The 21,573-nt window shown below is 31.8% G+C and carries 12 protein-coding genes and 2 tRNA genes; 5 read left to right on the top strand and 9 right to left on the bottom strand.

Features of this window, described 5'->3' with window-relative positions; genetic code table 11:
• Positions 1-69: 69 nt before the first annotated feature.
• From Q4Q47_RS11405 to Q4Q47_RS11390, 4 genes are all read right to left on the bottom strand, one after another.
• Entirely contained in the window at positions 70-1,446 is a 1,377-nt protein-coding gene (locus tag Q4Q47_RS11405) for a TlpA family protein disulfide reductase (RefSeq protein WP_303306782.1), read from the bottom strand.
• A gap of 13 nt (positions 1,447-1,459) precedes the next feature.
• Positions 1,460-2,821 (bottom strand): TlpA family protein disulfide reductase, encoded by a 1,362-nt coding sequence (locus Q4Q47_RS11400; RefSeq protein WP_303306781.1) that lies wholly within the window; start codon positions 2,819-2,821, stop codon positions 1,460-1,462.
• A gap of 55 nt (positions 2,822-2,876) precedes the next feature.
• A complete protein-coding gene (locus Q4Q47_RS11395; RefSeq protein ID WP_303306780.1) occupies positions 2,877-4,256 on the bottom strand; it encodes a TlpA family protein disulfide reductase in 1,380 nt (459 codons plus the stop codon).
• A 347-nt stretch (positions 4,257-4,603) separates the two neighbouring features.
• Positions 4,604-5,185 carry an RNA polymerase sigma factor gene (locus Q4Q47_RS11390; protein WP_303306779.1) on the bottom strand — a complete coding sequence of 194 codons (582 nt, stop codon included), beginning with the start codon at positions 5,183-5,185 and terminating at the stop codon, positions 4,604-4,606.
• 131 nt (positions 5,186-5,316) lie between these two features.
• Between Q4Q47_RS11390 and Q4Q47_RS11385 the strand changes: the two genes are divergently transcribed.
• The 5 genes from Q4Q47_RS11385 (at position 5,317) to Q4Q47_RS11365 (ending at position 13,789) form a co-directional block, all read left to right on the top strand.
• A complete protein-coding gene (locus Q4Q47_RS11385; RefSeq protein WP_303306778.1) occupies positions 5,317-6,453 on the top strand; it encodes a FecR family protein in 1,137 nt (378 codons plus the stop codon).
• Between the two features lie 182 nt (positions 6,454-6,635).
• Complete coding sequence (locus Q4Q47_RS11380) at positions 6,636-10,034, top strand: SusC/RagA family TonB-linked outer membrane protein (protein ID WP_303306777.1); 3,399 nt, start codon at positions 6,636-6,638, stop codon at positions 10,032-10,034.
• A gap of 18 nt (positions 10,035-10,052) precedes the next feature.
• Positions 10,053-11,531, top strand: a complete 1,479-nt coding sequence (locus tag Q4Q47_RS11375) for a RagB/SusD family nutrient uptake outer membrane protein (RefSeq protein ID WP_303306776.1) — start codon at positions 10,053-10,055, stop codon at positions 11,529-11,531.
• Between the two features lie 11 nt (positions 11,532-11,542).
• Positions 11,543-12,298, top strand: coding sequence for a DUF4843 domain-containing protein (locus tag Q4Q47_RS11370; protein ID WP_303306775.1), 756 nt, complete (start codon positions 11,543-11,545; stop codon positions 12,296-12,298).
• A gap of 42 nt (positions 12,299-12,340) precedes the next feature.
• Positions 12,341-13,789: a PKD-like family lipoprotein gene (locus Q4Q47_RS11365; RefSeq protein ID WP_303306774.1), complete on the top strand. Its 1,449-nt coding sequence runs from the start codon at positions 12,341-12,343 to the stop codon at positions 13,787-13,789.
• Between the two features lie 931 nt (positions 13,790-14,720).
• Here the strand turns inward: Q4Q47_RS11365 and Q4Q47_RS11360 are convergent.
• The 5 genes from Q4Q47_RS11360 to mutS all read right to left on the bottom strand — a co-directional run bounded on the left by Q4Q47_RS11360 (position 14,721) and on the right by mutS (position 21,554).
• On the bottom strand, positions 14,721-16,373 hold the full coding sequence (locus Q4Q47_RS11360; RefSeq protein ID WP_303306773.1) for a trypsin-like peptidase domain-containing protein: 1,653 nt from the start codon (positions 16,371-16,373) through the stop codon (positions 14,721-14,723).
• A gap of 186 nt (positions 16,374-16,559) precedes the next feature.
• A complete protein-coding gene (locus Q4Q47_RS11355) occupies positions 16,560-18,254 on the bottom strand; it encodes a S1C family serine protease (RefSeq protein ID WP_303306772.1) in 1,695 nt (564 codons plus the stop codon).
• A gap of 408 nt (positions 18,255-18,662) precedes the next feature.
• Positions 18,663-18,746 (bottom strand) — tRNA-Leu (locus tag Q4Q47_RS11350).
• 26 nt (positions 18,747-18,772) lie between these two features.
• A tRNA-Gly gene (locus Q4Q47_RS11345) sits at positions 18,773-18,844 on the bottom strand.
• Between the two features lie 97 nt (positions 18,845-18,941).
• Positions 18,942-21,554 (bottom strand): DNA mismatch repair protein MutS, encoded by a 2,613-nt coding sequence (gene mutS, locus Q4Q47_RS11340; protein ID WP_303306771.1) that lies wholly within the window; start codon positions 21,552-21,554, stop codon positions 18,942-18,944.
• Between the last annotated feature and the right edge of the window lie 19 nt (positions 21,555-21,573).

Raw genomic sequence — 21,573 nt, 5'->3', positions numbered from 1 at the left:
TACAAAATTCTTCCAGAATTTCACTCGAACTGACATAAATTTTCTTATCCAAGATTTACGTTAAACAAGTTAAATTTTTAAACTTTTAAACAATGCTTCTAATTTTGGATCAGATGGGTCTGGTGCATCGTTATCAATGATATTTCCACTAGGGTCTAATAAAATGAATCTAGGAATTGATGAGATGTTGTATTTATTTATAAAGCTAGATTCAAAAGCATTGTCTGCAATAAGCTGTATTCCTGTCAGGTTCTCTTTTGCAACCAATTCTCTCCATTTTTTATAATCTCTTTCCTTATCAGCAGAAATACTAACAAACAGAATATTTTTGTTATGATATTTCTTTTCGATTTTTTTCAAGTAAGGCATTTGCCTCATACAAGGACCACACCAAGTTGCCCAAACATCTATAAATACGTATTTGCCTTTAAAGTCTTCTAGAGAGGTTGTTCCTCCATTATAATTTCTATAATTAACAAATTTTGGAGACGGATTTCCTTTTGCTGTTGACTGTAAGTTTTGATAGACCTCTGTCATCCTTGACGCATAAGTGCTGTCTGCTGCTACAATAACATACTTTTGAAAATAGGCGTCCATATCTTCTACTTTTCCCATCGCCATTTTAACACTTCCAAAAATTAAACCGTTTCTAATAGCACTATTCTTAATATCTTTAGCTGCTTCTAAATAAGCAAACTCACGACTTATGTTATTTGCTTTAGCAATTTCTATCGATTTTACTGTCATGTACACTTTAAGCAAACCTCTATATTGCTTTGATTTTAAAAAATCCTCTTCATTCTCTAAAGACAACATTTTTAACTCATTCAATATGTTTTGCGAAGGCTTATATGAATTATTATCAGTCATTATATGATTGCCAACATACTTTTGTACAAAGTCTAAGTATAGATATTCGATTTCTCTTTTTTCTTTTGCTATGTAATCTTCAGGCAAATTTTTAGTTTTGGTTAAATTGTCTAGCATTTTATCTCTATGAGACTTCATCGTTTTTAAAAAGGAGGATTCATCCTTATCATAAGCACTAATTCCTTCATTGTAAAACCCTTGCTTTAAAATAGCTCGCTTTCTTTGATAAATACTTTTTTCAAAACCTTTTCCTCCTAGCTTTAAAGATTCATGTACATTATCATCATCAAAATTAATAACAATGTTGTTTCCTTGTTCTAGATCAAGATACACTTTAGACTTTCCTGTAGATAGCACATAATTTCCTTTGTCAACTTTAATTGTATCTTTAAAAGTCCCATCCATATTAAAGGATATATCTTTTTTCAAAGAGCTGCCATGTGATAAAGACATTTTATGACTAGTATCTACATTGAGTATCTTTCCTGATAATATGACATAATCTACAGGAGCCTTCTTTGTTTGGCAACTTGTAAAGACTAATGTAAGTATGACTATTATGTATAAATTTTTCATTAAATTCTTTTTACTAAATACTATACTTATTAAACAACTCTTTCAATCTAGGGTAAGAAGGTCTTGGTGCGTTTGCACTAATAATTTTTCCCTCTGGATCTAGTAAAATAAAAACAGGAATGCCTCTAATTCCATAGTCACGAATAAATTTTGATTTAAAATCATTATCAGCGATGAGTTGTACACCTCCAAGCTTTTTATCTTTTATCATTTTCTTCCATTTATCTATGTATTCATGGCTATCTAAAGCAATACTAACAAATTCGATATTTTTACCATGATACTCTTTTTCTAGTTTTTCCAAATGAGGTATTTCATCAATACATGGCTTACAACCTGTTCCCCAAATATCTATGTATACATATTTTCCTCTAAAATCATCTAAAGAGGTTGTTCCTCCTGCATTATTTATATAATTAAAAAACTTAGGTGAAGGTCTACCTTTACTCGTTTTTAATAGTGATTTATAACTTGCGGTAATCTTATATATTTTCGTAGAATCTGTCTCAAGTGTTAGATATTTTTTATAATAAGCTTCTATATCATCTGTGCGAACTAACCCGCCTCTTACTCTAGCATTTAGTAAATCTGCTTTAATAGCCTCGCTTTTTACCTTTTCAATTGTTTCAAGATATGCTATTTCCCGGTCTATATTTTTTTCTTTAGCTAATCTTTGAGATTCTTCATTATAATACTTTTTAGCCAAAATTTTATAAGCTTCTGAAAATCCATAGTCAGATTCATCTGTATAAATAATCTCATTTAATTCATTTAGAAAACCTTCAGAGAGCTTAGAAGTAATATTTCTATAATTTTTACGCGCTTTCGAATAATTAAGAAGGCTCACTAAATATTCAAAATGAAGATTTTTTTCTTCACTTATGGAATAATTTTGAGGTAAGTTTTTGGCTTTTTTTAGGTTTTGTAACATCGTTATTTTTCTTGCTTTTATTGCTCCTAAAAACACGTTCTCTTCTACACCATACTTTATCTTACTGGAAAAGTTCACACTTTCTTTTGTAAATAGGTACTCACTAATTTCAAACCCTTTACCATTAAAGTTTAAAGTGTTTTTGACGTCTTGATCATCAAAATTTATAACGATATTGTTTCCTTTGTTTAAATGAAGAAGTGCTCTAGATTTTATAGCCCCTAGACTATATAAGCCATCTGGAATTTTTAAGGTATCATTAAAAGTACCGTTCTGATTTAATTTAATTTTTTTTATTACAGAACGTCCTTTATTTAACTTAAGACTATCGATATTATTTGCATTAATAATTTTTCCTGATAGCACAACATAATCTACAGGAATTTCTTCTTTGCAGTTAGTAACAATTAAGGCAAGTAATAGTATTAGACCTAATTTTTTCATTATATTAATTTTTGTTAAAATTTATGATTGGAATTTTTAAATTCAGAGCAATGTTTTATAAACTTAATTCTGTAAGTATTTCTTTTAGCTTAGCGTTAGAAGGTCTTGGTGCTTGTGAATCCACTACTTTTCCTTCGGGATCTAATAAAATAAACCGCGGAATGGCCCTAATCATATAATCTGATATAAATTTTGAACTAAAGCCATTGTCTGCAAACAATTGAACACCTCCAAGCTCTTTTTCTTCTACCATTTTTTTCCATGTTTCATGAGCTCTCTTATGATCTACAGAGATACTTACAAATTCAATATTCTTGTCATGGTATTCTTTCTCAATCTCCTTTAAAAATGGTATTTCTGCTTTACAAGGACCACACCAGGTTGCCCAAACATCTATATACACATACTTCCCCTTAAAATCATCTAAGGACGTAGTGCCTCCAGCATAATTCTCGTAATCTGTAAATTTAGGAGACGGGTTCCCTTTGCTTACCAACGACAATTTATCATAGCTTTTAGTTATGTTTTCTATATGCGTACTATCTGTAGCAAACGACATATACGTTTTGAAATAATTTTCTAAGTCTTTGGTTTGTGTAATATTCAGTTTTGCAGCATCATAAAGCAAGTCGTTTCTAATAATATCATTTTTAATCTCACCAACCGCTTGAAGATAAGCTATAAAAAAATTCACCTTTCCTTGTTTAAGTATTTCTTGCGATCTTTTATTGCAGCGCATTTTCACTAAGGTCTGGTAGTTTATTGAAAATAAATAATCTTCTCCATTTTCATATGATAAACCATCTAATTCTTTTAAAAATCCTTCAGAGGTTTTAAACTTTTTATTTTTTGTATAAGACCTATGGATGCCTGGATACCTATCCAAATTTCCTAAATACTCATAATGTATATCTCTTTTTTCCTTTTCAATATACTCTTCAGGTAAACCTTCAGTGTTTTCTACATGAGTTATTAAGGAGTCTTTTGCTGATCTAATCAATTTAAGATATGCTGCTTCTTCTAAACTGTACATCTCTGATTTTTGTGTTAACAACCTGGCTTTCATTTCAGATTTCTTCTTAATATATGCGATCTTTTCAGAACCTTTCCCGCTAACTTTCAGCGTGTTTTCAAAATTGTTATTATCAAAATCAACTTTCATATTATCGCCTTTGTCAATATGAATTGAGGTTTTATTTTTACTTGTTGCCAGCGTATAAAATCCTGATTCAACCTTTAAGGTATCTATAAAAGTGCCTGCCTCTGTTAATTCTATATATTTTACTAAAGAGCGCCCTTTAACAAGTGCTATTCTACCTCCAGTTGTATTCGTTATTTCTCCTGTTAAAATGGCATAATCGACAGAGGGTTGTTTTTTACAACCCATCATTATTATTACTAAAGTGAAAAGGAGCACCAGACTTAGTTTTTTCATTATATTCTATTTTGGTTAATGTTTTTTAGTGAATTAAATTATTTGAATAGTAAAAAATAACTTTCATTCGTGACGTAAAGTCCTTAATTTACCCCTAGATAATATGGCTTAGTTTTTTTAATATTTTTAAAAGAGGATTATAATTGAAGAAAATGTATTCATTTCATTAATGAATTTTACAAACAAAACCATACACTTATCATGCAATCACCGCACAAGAGTCTACAGATATTTTAGAGAAATTACCTGATAATTATAAGAAACGTAGTCCTAATTATATTGATGATTTCTAAAAAGATTCGAAATTGATTATCAAAGTAAAGAAATATGATACTTTCAAAAATATTTTAAAATTTTAACCTTTTGAAGACTTTTCTAATAAGGATAAAAAACAAATCACCGTCTTCAAACCCGGCACGTATTTTCTTAAAGGCCGTACTCATTAGTGACTCTACAGTCTTAACAGAAATTTCCAATTTTTCTGCAATCTCTCTATGTTTATAGCCTTCTTGTTTGCTTAATAATAAAACTTCCTTACACCGAGGAGATAATGTATCTACAAGAGTCTTTATTCTATCAATTTTTTCTTGAAATTCTGACGAATCCTCTATGTCTATATGCTCAGTTAACATATCATATTTTAGGGATTCCAGATACTTCTCTTTTTGTTTATCCTTTCGAAATTCATCTATATAATTGTTATATACAGACCTATATAAATATGATTTTAGAGACGTATTTATAGTAATGTTATGCCGTTTTGTCCATAGTTTTATAAAAACACTCTGGACAATGTCTTCTGCTTCTGGCATTTGTTTAACGAATTGTATAGCATAATAACACATGGGTTTGTAATGTAAATCAAAAAGCATTTGTAATGCTTTATCGTCATTTTGTTTTATAAGTTTCCATAAAACCTTTTCATCCATATGTATTATTTTGAGAGAATTAAAAAATACTTCTTTTGCAAATATTAAAAAAAAAACTAATATTTATATAGGGGTAAATTAAGGACTTTACGTCACAAATGAAAATTACGAAATAAATTTAAAGCTGCTGCATGAAAAAATTAGTTATTAAATATTTAACCGATACTATTTCAGAAACAGAATTAAAATCTCTGATAGAATGGGTGCAGCATTCGAAAAAAAACCAAGATCAATTTAAAATATTGCTAAATGCCAACCATAAACTTGATATGGCAAATAGGCCTATAGATGCTGAAGCAGCTTATAAAAATCTTCTTAAAAAGATAGAAGTTAAACGCATACCGATAATAAAAAGCTATCAAACCGTTTTCAAATATGCAGCAGTAGCCATTATTTTTTTAGGAATGGCTTATTTCTATCAGCAAGGCTATGTTGAAAGTGAACCAAAGCTCGTTATCCCTGATGAAAGCATTACATTATTACTAGATAATGGAGATGTTAAAATTCTTAATAAAGGAGAAACCATTCAAGTTACTGATGTTAAAGGCAATATTCTTGGAACCCAGAAAGGAAACCAATTAGTGTATAATAAGGAACTTAAAGTAGAAACATTAGTTTATAATACAATAACAGTCCCTTATGGTAAACGTTATGAAGTTCAGTTGTCTGATGGTACTCATGTACATTTAAATGCTGGTACTTCATTAAAATACCCAATTAATTTTATAGAAGGGAAAAAAAGACAGGTGTTTTTAGATGGAGAAGCTTATTTTGATGTATCTAAAGATGTCAATAATTCATTTGTAGTAAACACAAATGAAATTGATGTAAGAGTATTGGGAACGCAATTTAATATATCATCTTACCCCGAAGACGAAAATGTTACTACAGTATTGGTAGAAGGCTTAGTAAGTTTATACAATAGTAATGAAGATTATAACCCGGAAACAGCAACACTTTTAGATCCAGGGTTAAAAGCAAAATGGAATAAGAAAACAAATCATATAGAAATTACAAAAGCTGATATAGAAATGCATACGGCTTGGATAAATGGCAAAATTATATTTAGATATACACCGTTTAAAAATATCATAAAAAAATTAGAACGCCATTATAACGTAGAGATTATTAATAATAACAAAGCATTAGATGATCAACTCTTTGCTGCCAGTTTCGATATTGAAACTATTGAGCAAGTTCTTGAATCTTTTAATATTAGTTATGCTATAGACTATAGCATTAAAAACAATCAAATAATAATTAATTAAAAAGACTGCCTGTGAAGAAATAAACTTATACAATAAACAAAATTGCTAAGATCTACAAGGTATTTATTTTCTCTTAAAAACAGAAAAAAAACACCAAAAAAAAATTGGAAGATGCTACGAACATCTCCCAATGGTATTGTAGTGATTAAATTAATTAACCACATATAACATATAACAAAAATATGAAAAAAGTTATTAAGTTAAAGAGCAATCCCTCTTTTTCATTAAAATTTGACTTAAAAATGAAACTTACTACACTCTTATTGATAGTTTCTTTATTTCAGCTTCAAGCTAATGAAGCATATAGTCAAAAGAATAAAATTACTCTAAACCTTGAAAACGTAAGTGTTGAAAATGTATTAAATAAGATTGAACAACTTACAGAATTTAAGTTTTTATATAATTATAGTGAAGTAGATTATAAAAAAATTGTCTCAGTAAATGCTAAAAAGGAGAGAGTTTCATCTATTCTAAAAAAATTATTTCTAAATTCTGATGTTTCCTTCAAAATTTTAGAAAAACAAATTGTACTAAAGCCAGTAAAACAGCTTTTAAATGTACCCCAACATAAAGTATCTGGTAAAGTTGTAGATAAAGACAAGGTACCGATTGCAGGAACAAATGTTAGGATAAAGGGCGCTAAAAAAGGTGTTGTGACTAATTTTGATGGAAGTTATTCAATTATCACAGATGAGCAAGCAACATTAGTATTTAGCTATTTAGGATATATTTCTCAAGAAATAAAGATAGGAGGTCGAAATAAGATTGATGTTATGTTACAAGAAGACATCTCTAAACTTGACGAAGTTGTTGTTACGGGTATTGTTACTAGAAGTAAGGAAAGTTTTACCGGTGCAGTAACAACTGTAAAAGGAGAAGAATTAAGAGCTATTGGTAATTTAAATTTAGTAGAGAGTTTAAAAACGATAGATCCTTCCTTTATTATATTTGAAAACAGGAGCTTAGGGTCAGATCCTAATAATTTACCAAATATAGAAGTTAGAGGGCAAACAAGTATTTCTACAGATAACTTAAGAGATGAATTTGGGAATGATCCTAATCAGCCATTATTTATTTTAGATGGATTTGAAACGTCTTTAAGAACTATTGTCGATTTAGATATTAACCGTATTGAGTCTGTTACCATTTTAAAAGATGCTTCTTCTACGGCGTTATATGGTTCTAATGCGGCAAATGGTGTTATTGTTGTAGAAACTAAAAAACCTAAATTAGGTGAGCTACAAGTTAGCTATTCTTCAGATTTTAGAATTGAGATGCCAGACTTATCAGACTTTAACTTAATGAATGCCAGCCAAAAGTTAGAATACGAAAGGCTATCGGGGTATTGGGATCGTGGTGTTAGCACTACGTCTTCTCAATTTGATAGAGGCAAGCATTATAATGCTGTTTTAAAAGAAGTGACTCGAGGTGTCGATACTTATTGGTTAAACGAACCTCTTAGAGTTGGTACCACTTTAGGGCATTCTCTTTCTGCTAGTGGGGGAGCTGAAGCTTTTAGATATGGTGTAAGTTTAAATTATAGAAAACAGCAAGGACTTATGATTGGTTCAGATCGTACTACCTGGGGAGGTAATATAAGAATGAACTATCGTAAAGGAAAATTAAACATTTCGAACAACCTTAGTATAAATGGTGCAGAAGGGCTTGATTCACCATACGGGTCTTTTGCTGCATTTTCCAGAACGAATCCGTATTTCAGAAAAACTGATGAGAATGGAAACATTACAAAATACTTAGACATAGAAGGATATTTTGCTAATGATGGTGTATTTATTGATAACCCATTATACCGTTCTACTTTAAATAATTATGGTAAAAATAATAGTCGAAATATAGCTAATAATTTACAGGCTATTTTAAGTTTTTCTAATCAGTTTAGAATACAGGCAAACCTCCAGCTTTCTTCAGGTCTTAACACTAGTGAAAATTTCGTATCTCCACAAGACCCTTCATTTAGAGAAAGTATTATTAGTGAGCGAGGTAGATATACTAATACGCGAACCGATAGATTTACATACAGAGCCAATATTATGACGACTTATGCTAATGTTTTTGCAGAAAAGCATAGACTTACTACCAATATAAGAGGGTCTGTAGAGCATTCTAAAAATAAGCTGCTAGGTATAGGTGCTTTAGGGTTTCCTGTAGGAACTAACGGTAACCCAGCATTTGCTTATGATTATATACCAGAATCATCTCCAAATACCTCAGAAAGAGTTGATAGACGTGTAAATATATTAGGGAGTTTAAACTATTCTTATGATAATATTTATTTATTTGATGCGACCTATCGTTTAGATGGTTCTACAGTTTTTGGTTCTAGTAATAAATATTCTCCTTTTTGGTCTGTTGGTTTAGGTTGGAATTTGCACAATCAATTTAATATGAGCGATAAAATTACGATGTTTAAGTTGAGAGGAAATATTGGTTCAACAGGAAACCAAGGCTTTGCTGCATTAAATACTGTAGCTTTATATCGTTTTATTAATGATGTTAACATTTTTGGACAAGGTGCTAAACTACAATCAATAGCAAATCCAAATTTAAAATGGCAGAGTGCTTTAGATACCAGTTTTGGTTTAGATATCGCTTTTAAAAACAGAATAAGTACAACCATAAACGGATTTGTTAGAAGATCAGACCCTTTAGTAGCTAGTATTAACTTACCTTCTTCAACAGGAGTTTTTCAATACCCCATAAATGTTGGGTATTTAGATACAAAAGGACTAGAAGCCAGTATAAGATTTTCACCTCTTTATAAACCAAACCAAAAGTTAATTTGGAATTTAAGATTAACAATGGCTGCAACAAAATCTGAATATGGTGGTTTTGGCGATTTCCTTAGAAGTTTAGATGATGCAGGAAGAGCTGCAATAACCGGTAGTTCTGAAACTGATAATATTCTAGAAGCTATAGAAAATGGCACGGCCTCTAGATTTTTATTACGCTATAGAGATGGGTACAGTCCAAACGATATGTGGGCATTAGAATCTTTAGGGATCGATCCAGGAAACGGTAGAGAAGTGTTTTTAACAAAAGATGGAGAAACAACTTATGAATATGATATAGAAAATGAGAAGGTTATGGGGAATAATAGACCTACTGTTGAAGGTGTATTTGGTACAGATTTTCGTGTTGGAAACATCTCTTTGGGGCTTAATTTTCGTTACCGTATAGGAGGAGATGTCATTAACTCAGAATTATATAACAAAGTAGAAAATATCTCTGAAGGCCAAAGAATATTTAACCATGATGTAAGAGCCTTAACTGAAAGGTGGCAAGAACCGGGAGATGTTGCTAGGTTTAAAGCGATTGATCAATTTGATAACACTAGAATTTCTTCTCGATTCATTCAAGAGGAAAATGTACTTATAGCAGAGTCGTTTAATATGGCTTATGATTTTAGAGATACTCAATGGGTTAAAAGTCTTGGTCTAAGCCAATTGAGATTGACTGCGTTTATGAATGATATTTTCCGCATATCTTCTATAAGAACAGAACGCGGTATTCGTTACCCATTTGCACGAACTATTTCTTTAAAACTAAATGCTAATTTTTAATTATAAATATTAAAAAAGATGAAAAAATACTTAAAAAATATTACGGCAGTATTAGTAGGATGTATTTTATTTACTTCATGTGATGACTATTTAGATGTAAAGCCAGAGAATCAATTTTTAGAAGACGGTATGTTTTCTACGCCTTCTGGAACCCAAACAGTTTTAAATGGGATTTATTTAGATATGACTTCAGGGTCTCTTTATGGAGGAGGGTTAACTATGAGTACTGTTGATATTTTCGCACAGCTTTACAACACAGATACGTCTACTCCACATAAGTATAAAGAATATAAAGATATTAATTATACAGCAAGTAATGTAAGGGGAGCTTTGGATAATATATGGACTTCTGCTTATGTAAATATTTTAAATATAAATAATTTTATAAAACAGGTAGAAGCTCGTGATAACCTTTTACCAGAAAAGGAAGAAAACATATTATTAGGTGAGGCCTATGCATTACGAGCCATGCTTCATTTCGATTTATTAAGACTGTTTGGTCCAATATATGTTAAATCACCAGAAGACCCCTCAATTCCTTATAATGTAGATGTACAAAGTACTATTACTCCTTTATTAAAGGCAAGTGAGGCTATGGAAAAAATTCTTGCAGATTTAACGAGTGCTGAAACATTTTTAGAAAATGATCCTATCAGAGAATTTGGTAAAATAAATGTTTCTCAAGAAGAACAGTTAGATTCTGATGACCCATTATATAAGTATAGAGAATCAGATTTTTATAGGTTTAGAAATAAAAGGATGAATTATTATGCAGTAAAAGCATTACAGGCGAGAGTTAATTTATATGCAGGTAATAATACTGCAGCATTAACAGCAGCCAAGTTGGTTATAGAAGAAGCTTCTGTGTGGTTTCCTTGGACACCTTTTAAAGAGGTAATTTCTGCAGGAGCTAACCCTGATCGTATTTTTTCTTCAGAAATAATTTTTGGATTAAATAATAATGATTTGTACAACCAACAAAGAGATTTGTTCGCAGCTTCTTTAGATGAAGTTGGTATTTTAGCTGCTAAAAGTAAATTAGATTTCTTTTTTGAGGGTAATGACAATGATTACCGTAGGTTATCATCGTGGGCATTGCCAGTATTAGGAGAACATTCGTTTCCAACATTTTTCAAATATGCAGATGTACATGACCCAAAGATGGGCTTTAGATTTTTTCAGCCTCTTATAAGAATGAGTGAAATGTATTTAATTGCTGCAGAATTGGAAGCTAATGAAGCAGATGCTTTAACTTATCTTAACGCACAGAGATTTAACAGAGGGATTCCTGATATAGACCCTGGAGCAGATATTCAAGAAGAAATCCTTAAAGAATACAGAAGAGAGTTTTATGCAGAAGGTCAAATGTTCTTCTATTATAAAAGAAAAAACATTTCTGAAATTCCTAATGCAAACTCTTCTAGAACTATAGAGATGGGAGATGCAGAATATGTTGCACCACTACCAGATTCAGAATCTAATTATCGCAATAATTAAAATTAATTATCATGAAAAATTATATCAAAAAAATTGGTATCATGTGTCTTGTAGTATTTTCTATAATGGCTTGTGAAACAAAAGAAACTATGGTTTATGAAGGGAAGGATGTTATTTATTTTTCTCAAGCTCTAGAAAGAAGATTAGATAGCATTCCTATAAGCTTTGCTTTTGACTTAGAAGAAGTTACAGACAAAATAGTAGACGTTAAAGTTCGCGTACAAGGTTATACCACATCGTATGATAGAATAGCTAAAATAGAGGTTCTAGATGATCAAACAACTGCCACTGAAGGTGTACATTTTAACTTACCAAGGGAAATAACAGTCCTTAAAGACAGTGTTTATGCTGATATTCCCGTAGAGTTTATAAGAACTGACGATATGGAAACGGAAATTTTTAATTTAAAGTTTAAATTGGTTCCTAATGATCATTTTGAAGTTAAGGTTACTGGAGATCAAACTTCAAGTAATTCTAAAACAAGTAGACCAGTTGTTTATGATGAATTTGAGATTAGTGTTTCAGACCAATTAGTAGAACCGAGTATATGGAATAGGTTTATGGTGTATTTATTGGGTGATTTTTCACGTAAAAAAGTATACTTATTTGCAGAAGTAAACGAAATAGCAGTTCCCGATTTTAGCAGGTTCCCTAATTTGTCTACAATTTTTAATCAAACAGCTAAATTTAAAAGTTATCTAAATGCTCAAAAAGCAGCAGGAACACCGGTTTTAGAAGATGATGGGACCGAGATGATTGTACCATGATAGTACGTGTACGGAATTAAAAATAACATAAAAAATAATAAAATGTTTAAAAATATAAAAAAACAAATAGCGTTAATTTTTTGTACTAGTTTGTTGGTGGTGTCATGTTTGGAAGATGAAGGAAATTACGTTTATACAGAAGTAGATGAAATAACATTTGAAGGTGTAGAAGAGTCTTATTCTATAGCTAGATATGATGATTTTAAAGTCACTCCAGATTTAAAACATACAAAAGATTCCAATAATTATACTTATAAATGGTTCATTGATGATGGGGGCTATGATTCTGAGATAATAGCTGAGACCAAGGATTTAGATATTGAGAATTTGGATTGGGCTCCGGGTAAGCATGATATTTATTATGTTGTAACTGATGAAGATACGGAAATAGAATACGAATATCGTTTTACGGTAGAAGTATTAAACCCTTTTTACGAAGGTTGGCTTGTTTTAAGTGAAGAAAATGGAGGGTCTCGACTAGATATGATTTCTTATTTATTTGAAGAATATACAGTAAAGAATGATGTACTTAGTATTGCCAATTCCGAATTAGAATTATCAGGAGTTCCAGAATCCCTTATGATATATCAATGGGATCGTCGTGTTCTTGGTATTTATATTACTACTTCAGGAAATGGTACGGTTAGACTGACTCCAAATACATTCGAAACGTTTAGAACTTTAAGTAGTGAGTTTGCATCAGATCAGCCAGATGATCTTAAAGCAGATAATCTGGTTTCACCATATCCAAATTATGGATACGCTGCGGCAAATGGCAATATATACCATTGGTTTTCAGTTTGGCATATTAGATATAACCAACCTATTAATATAATTGATGGTACGCCTTTTGTAGCGTCTCCTTATATTGTAAAAGGTGCTCCTTTTAGTACAACAGGTTATGATGATACAAATAAAAGATTTGTTAGATTTTCTGGTTTTCGAGCATCATCTGGTTTAATGGCTCCAGAGGCTAGTACATTATTTGATTATGATACAGGAAAAGACCTGATATATATGACGCAAAGTAAATACAATGGTACCAGAGCTTTTGCTTTTTTGAAAGATCCAGTAGATTCAAAACATTATCTGGCAATATTTTCGCCTAATAAATATACACAGTATCATTATGGTGAAATTACGGCTACAGATTTTGATCAGGCTACAAGTTATGCAGTTAGCCCGGATTTTGGCTATATTTTCTATGCAGTTGGAGGCAAAGTATATCAATATGATTTTACTCAAGATAAAACGACATTGATGATAGATAGACCTGAAGAAGTAACCTATTTAAAATTCAATGAGTTTAATAAAAGTAATGATAGGTATGATTTGTTGAGTAGTCAATTAGTTGTTTGTACTCATAATGGTTCTGCAAATGGTGGTGTAGTAGAGTTTTATGATGTACCACCTGTAAATGGTCAAATTACTTTAGAAAGTTCTTATTCTGGATTTGGAAAAATCAAAGGAATAGGGTATAGAGACAGATAGAAAATTGACTAATCCTAAATAACTGTTACAGGTTTATACAAAGATAGTTTTTAAATCTCTGAGAGTTTCGGCTCTTGGAGATTTCTGTTTTTATAGGTTCTGATTCTAATATTTTTTTGTCCATGCATTTGGTTTGGTGTTAGACCAATGCGGTCTGTATTGGCAAATAAAAGTAATCCTTGCCAGTTCTATACTTGGTTTAGTTATTTCTAGAATGAGTATCATTTTTTGGTTTCAGGCACTGTTTGTATATTTATCCGCATATGCCAAAATTACTTTTTAAGTTTATGTTCTTCCTAAAAATTCTAACACTAATTTTAATCTGTTTTATTCTAGCCCTTCTCCAGAACGATCAGATATTGTATTAGATGGTTTTGAACATGGAGCCTACAAAAATTGAAACATTCAAAAGAGTTTATATATAAAGCACATATCAAAAGATTCCCTTAAACCTAAGATTGAAAATGTTCGCGGTAAGTTTGTTGCTGCCTCATTTTTAGATAACGATACAGCTAATTTGTATCCAGAAAAAAATCACGTCAAAATATAGGAAATAGCTAAAGCACCATTCACTTTCTCCAAGCGTCTTCTGGCTCGTTCTCTAAAAATGTATTCAATACATTTTCTTTACATTTCGTCCTGCGCTTAAAGCTTCGTTTTGCATCTCCACTCCTGCACTCATTATTTCTAAATTTTGACCTTTTAAACTGCGTCTAAATTTCAAGTTAGATGTATGTTTCCGTTTTCAATAACATCTTTTCTTGATACTTTAAACCATATATAAGATTTCATCTTAATCCCGCCTTTAACTGGCTATGAACACTGCTATCAAATACTGAGACTCGTAGTATATCTAAAACCCTACAATTCCAAATTCTACACTTCTTAGATCAACCAAATTTTTGATTAAACATAACTTTTGAGCATGATCCTAACTTTTCTTATCTGTTGTTTTTAATATTTTATTTACAACGGTTTTTATATGTGCTAACGAAATAGCCAATGAGCTTACTCTGTTTCTACGAGCAATGTTAATACCTATGACTTTCCCTTGTAAATTAATTACTGGTGTACCACAATCACTAGGTAATATAGACATATCGTGTGTAAAAGCCTTAGGGAAATCATCTCTTATTTTAGTAGTTTTTATACCTCCTGCCACATGATTTTTCATATAATCTACACGTTTTCTACCCAGCACCACTTCTATATCTTTCTCAGCCCCACCTCTTAAAATGGTAGCAATTACTTTTTCATTCGGCTTTGTTTTAGAAAGCGCTCTACGTAAATCCTTTTTTATGTTTATTGCTACCTCATTAAATTTTACAATCTCATCTCCTGCCAATATACCTGCTTTATTCGCTGCTTTTCCTTCGATAGTTCTTTTTACGATAACATTCTCTTTTTCTTCAAATTCAACTCCTAAATCTCCAGTATCTTTTGTCTTAATTTTTCTTGATTCTAAACCAAAGATACCAGACCAGGCAATATCACCTTTACTTGAAACTGTACCTAATAACTGCCCAGCTTTCTCTGCACTATTTATATCTAAATTTATAGCATTTAATTTTTCCCTCGTTTTTATTTTTAACACAACAAGGTCATTAACAAGATCCCTACCAACCATTTGCGCTTGTATTTTATTTCCGTTATGTAAAGTACACTGTATTGAATTATTTCCTATTTGAGATGACTTTGCTATAATATAGCCCTTCTTATTAATAAGGGTTCCTTGGGTTTTAAAAGCATCGCCATCTAATATACTTTCAATAGCAACAACAGCTTTATCAATGTCGTTTCTTTTTTTAGATAAAACCTTACTAATAGTTTCTTTACCTCCTTTTAATACAAACGGTTTTTCTTTTTCAGTTACTTCAACAGCTGTACTTTTATAACGGGATTTAATATTCCCAAACGATTCCCCATTAACTAATTTATCCCAATGCTTTTTCACATTATAAACGGAGGCATAATAATTTTCATTAATTGCACTATTAACATAGCTACAAACTCCTATGACTTTCCCATTTAAATCAAATATTGGTCCTCCAGAATCTCCAGGCATCATGATACATGATGTTTTTAAATAATCTCCATTAGTTACTCCTTTATAAAAACCTATTCTTCCAATAGGAGGGCGTTCTTTTTCATCAGATGCAGGATGGCCCAACATTAAACAAGCCTCATCTTTAGCTAAATCTATAGGGGTTCCTAGCTCCGAAAAAATAAACTTCTTATCAGATTCTATTTTCATTAATCCATAATCGGCTATCTTATTTTTCCCTAAACAAGTCGCCGTATATACTGTGCCATCATAAAGTCTTATTTTTCCTTTTCTTTTTTCAACTGCAGCAACAACATGAGCAGCAGAAAGAACATAACCATCTTCCGATATTAACACGCCAGTCCCTGCAGCACTCCCAACCTCTACTCGTACAGTACTTTTTAATAGTTTATCATAAATATCTAAAACCTGTTGCTGTATTTCTTCTACTCTTTTTTCATCATTGTAAGTAGTAGACTGTGCTATTATTGTATTACATCCTCCTCCAAAAAACAGAAGAAATATTAAATAGCTAATCATTAAAATACTATTTCTTTTTTGCGGCAATAACTTCATTATTTTAAATTTTATGATTCACTTAGTCTATGACGTATGAAAACTATTCCCCCACTAGTAGTAAAATGTTAAATAAATAATTTCTTACTACTAAAAACAAGATCTTATATTTGTTTTTCTTGAAGCTTTAAAGGTGTCTAGTTTTATTTATTAACTGTTTATTTTTGCTTTTTTTAATATTGTTTCTACAACTTTTTCCACATGCCCTAACGGAATAGCCAATGAACATGTTCTACTTCTTCTAGCAATGTTAATTCCTAAAACTTCTCCTTGTAGGTTAATTACTAGTGTACCACATTCATGAGGCTGCAAAGGCATATCATGAGTAAACGCTTTAGGAAAACCATCTTTAATTTTACTAGGTTTCACATTGCCTGCAACATAATTAGATCTGGTTTTTTTATCTTTTCTTTTATCCAATATAACCTCTATATCTTTTTCAATTTTATTTCTTAAAACCTTAACAATTACTTTTTGATCTGGCTCGGTTTTAGAAAGTGCTTTAAACAAGTCACGTCTTGCATTAATTGGCATTAAATTAAATTGAATAATTTTATCCCCTACCAGTAAACCTGCTCGATTTGCGGCAGCTCCTTCAATAACATTTCCTATAATGACACTGTCTTGCTCTTTGTTAAATTCAATTCCTAGATATCCTTTATCCTTTGTCTTAATTTTTCTTACTCCTAAGCCTAAAATTCCAGACCAAGCAATATCCCCTTGACTTGAAACAGTTCCTAGTACTTGCCCTGTTTTTATCTCCTTATTTAAACCTAAGTTTATGGAGCTTAGATTTTCTTTTGTTTCTAATTTTAACACAACTAGATCATTAACTTTATCTCGTCCTACTGGATATGCTTGTACTTTATTTCCATTGTTTAAAGTACAATATACCTGAGTGTTTCCTATTTGTGAGGACTTTGCTACTATATAACCTTTTTTATCAAAAATGGTTCCCTGAGTTTTTATAGAATCCCCTTCCACTAAACTTTCAATGGTAACAATAGTTTCATGTGTTTTATTTTTTTTCTTTGACAATATCTTGACAAAAGTATCTTTACCTTCCTTTAACACAAATGGGCTTTCTTTTTCAACAGCCTCAACAATTGAACCACTATATGCCGGCTTACTATAATCAAACAATTCACCACTTACCAACTTATCCCAATTCTTTTTTACATTATCTACAGAAGCATAATAGTTTTCATCCATTCCTCTAGTTATATAGCAATTAACACCTATCACCTTCCCGTTTAAATCGAACATAGGCCCTCCAGAATCTCCTGGCATCATAATACAGGAAGTTCTTAAATAGTCACTATCTGTTATCCCTTCATAAAAACCTATTCTGCCAATAGCAGGACGTTCTTTATCTGAAGGACTAGGGTGCCCGAACATTAAACAAGCTTCATCTTTAGGTAAATTTGACGCGACTCCTAACTCTGCATACACAAGCTTTTCAGTAGGCTCTATTTTCATTAATCCATAATCAGCGACACCATCTTTTCCTAGACAAGTTGCCATATATACCGATCCATCATAAAGCCTAACTTGGCCTTCTTTTCCTCCAACGGCATCTATAACATGAGCTGCAGTAAGAATGTAACCGTCTTCCGATATTAAAACAGCACTCCCTGCAGCTTCTCCTAGTTCAACCCTTACTGTGCTTTTTAATAGCTTATCATAAATTTTTAAAACCTGTTGCTGTATTTCTTCTACTCTTTTTTCATCATTGTAAGTAGTAGACTGTGCTTTTATTGTATTACAACTTCCTCCAAAAAACAAAAGAAATACTAAACAGTTAACCATTAAAATGCTATTTCTTTTTTGTAACAATAACTTCATTTTTAAAATTTTATGATTCATTTAGTCTATGACGTATAAAACTATTCTCCCACTAGTAACAAAATGTTAATTAATTGCTAATTAACTCAAATGAATAATAAAATTTTAAAATGAAATCCCTTATGACTTTAGAGAAAACTATAGTCTTTTTCCTAAACTTACTATATTAGACTGGTCATTAAGTTGCGAGATTTAGAGTTGCATAAATTAACTTTTGATCATAAAGAAAAGAAACAGAAATCACAGTTTAGAATTAAAGAAACAGTTAAAAAGTATTTAAAAAGGTGATGACATCTTTTTTATATACTCCACAACTTTTTGTTTTGTGCCGTAAAAAAATCAAAATGTTGTACCTATGTTGTACCTGAATAAAAAAAGCCTTTACAAGATATCTCGTAAAGGCTTTAGTACTGAAGACGGGACTTGAACCCGTACGCCCTAATGGGCATTGGATTTTAAGTCCAACGTGTCTACCAATTCCACCACTTCAGCATTGGTATATTTTAAGAAAGTATCAGAGCGAAAGACGGGATTTGAACCCGCGACCCCCACCTTGGCAAGGTGATGCTCTACCCCTGAGCTACTTTCGCAGTCTTTTTATGAACATACAATATCGCTATTGCGGATGCAAATTTAAAATATTTCTATTAATTGCAAAGCCTTTTAGTAAAATAAATTTTATTTATTTTACGCATGCTTTTTCTTAACTAACATTCGCTTAATTTCATTAAGTTTCATAAGCGCTTCAACGGGCGTAAGTGTATCAATCTCAATGTGTAATATTTCATCCTTGATATTTTCCAATAATGGGTCATCCAAATTAAAAAAACTTAGCTGTATCTCATCTTCTATGGATTTAACCTTATCCGTTAATTCTTCACTAGAATGAGACTTCTCTAATTTCTTTAAAATTTTATTAGCTCGATGCAATACTTGTTGCGGCATACCTGCCATTTTAGCGACATGAATACCAAAACTATGTTCACTACCTCCTTCAACCAGTTTTCTTAAAAAAAGCACATGGTCTTTTAATTCTTTAACTGATACATTAAAGTTTTTAATGCGATCGAATGTTTCGGTCATTTCATTTAACTCATGGTAATGCGTTGCGAACAATGTTTTAGGTTTTGCAGGATGCTCATGTAAATACTCGCTAATCGCCCAAGCTATTGAAATACCATCATAAGTACTTGTACCTCGACCTATTTCGTCAAGCAACACCAAACTTCTATCTGATATATTATTCAGAATAGAAGCAGTTTCATTCATTTCTACCATAAAGGTCGATTCTCCCATTGAAATATTATCGCTAGCTCCTACCCTCGTAAAAATCTTATCCACCAGACCAATACGAGCTTCTTTCGCAGGCACAAAACTCCCTATTTGGGCCAATAGCACGATTAACGCCGTTTGGCGTAAAATAGCCGACTTACCAGACATGTTAGGTCCCGTAATCATAATAATCTGTTGAGCAGTCCTATCTAAAAACACATCATTAGCAATATAAGCTTCACCAATAGGTAATTGTTTTTCTATGACAGGGTGTCGACCATCTTGTATATCTAAATCAAAAGAGTCATTAATAATAGGGTATACATATTTATTATCTTTTGCCAGTTGAGCAAATCCACATAGACAATCTAATTGCCCAACTAGGTAAGCATTTTGCTGCACTGCTTTTATATATTGGTTCATCCATGCAACCAATTCTGCAAATAACTGTTGTTCAATCGCCTGAATTCTATCTTCTGCCCCTAATATTTTAGCTTCATATTCTTTAAGTTCTTCTGTAATATATCTTTCGGCACTTACCAGTGTTTGCTTTCTAATCCATTCTTCAGGCACCTTGTCTTTATGGGTATTGCGTACCTCAATATAATACCCAAATACATTGTTTGAGGCTATTTTTAGAGACGTGATGCCTGTACGTTCACTTTCACGTTCCAGCATTTTATCTAAATAATCTTTTCCGGATTTTGACAAACCTCTCAATTCGTCCAATTCTGAAGAAAAACCAGAAGCAATGCTATTTCCTTTTAATACATTTACGGGTGCTTCTTCATTGAGTGTTTCTTTAATTTTTTCACGAAGCACCTCACATCCCTGCAGTGTATCACCAATCATTTTAAGCGATTCGTTATCACAATTTGACGCTAACGATTTTATGGGTACGATGGCCTCTAAAGAGTTTTTAAGCTGAATAACTTCACGCGGGTTTACCTTTCCTGTCGCTATTTTAGAAATGAGCCGCTCTAAATCACCAATATGTTTAATATGGTTCTGAATTTTTTGAAGCATGGTATGTTCCTTAGTTAAAAAACTTACCACTTCATGACGTTGTTTAATCTTATCAACGTTTTTTAAAGGCAATGCCAACCAACGCTTCAATAACCTGCCGCCCATAGGCGAAATGGTTTTATCAATCACATTTAAAAGCGTCACGGCATTATTATTTGTCGAATTATAAAGTTCTAAATTCCTAATAGTAAATTTATCCATCCACACATATTCATCTTCAGCGATTCTGGAAATGGATGTAATATGTTGCAGTTTGTTATGTTGCGTTTCCGACAAATAATGAAGAATAGAACCCGACGCAATGATGCCTTCGTACAAATCTTCAATACCAAAACCTTTTAGTGTTTTAGTATCGAAATGCTTTATTAATGTTTCATAGGCATAATCGGTTTGATAGACCCAATCTTCCATATAAAACGTATGAAAATCGTTCCCAAACGTTTCATTAAACGTCGTACGCTTTTGTTTAGAAACCAATACTTCACTAGGCCTGAAATTCTGTAGTAACTTATCAATATACTCTGCATTACCTTGTGAGGTTAAAAACTCACCTGTAGAGATATCTAAAAACGAAATACCTATATACTTTTTATCAAAATAAACCGAACACAAAAAGTTATTGGATTTTGATACTAAAACCTCATCGTTTAGTGCCACCCCAGGCGTTACTAGTTCTGTCACACCACGTTTAACAATCGTTTTGGTTTGTTTAGGGTCTTCCAATTGGTCGCAAATAGCAACACGTTCACCTGCCTTAACCAATTTAGGTAAATAGGTATTTAATGAATGATGAGGAAAACCAGCCAATTCGGTTTCACTTTCACTGCCAGCACCACGTTTGGTTAAAATAATACCTAAAATACCTGCCGTTTTAACCGCATCTTCTCCAAATGTTTCGTAAAAATCGCCAACACGAAACAACAATAAGGCGTCTGGATACTTAGCCTTAATTGCATTGTATTGTTTCATTAAAGGAGTCTCTTTTTTTGCTTTTTTCTTCATTTAATCTTTTTTTCATTTC

Origin of the sequence: Flavivirga spongiicola (genome assembly GCF_030540825.1) — a bacterium.
Classification (GTDB): Bacteria; Bacteroidota; Bacteroidia; order Flavobacteriales; family Flavobacteriaceae; genus Flavivirga; species Flavivirga spongiicola.
Note: the sequence above shows the minus strand (reverse complement) of the source record. Positions and strands in the feature narration are given on the sequence as shown.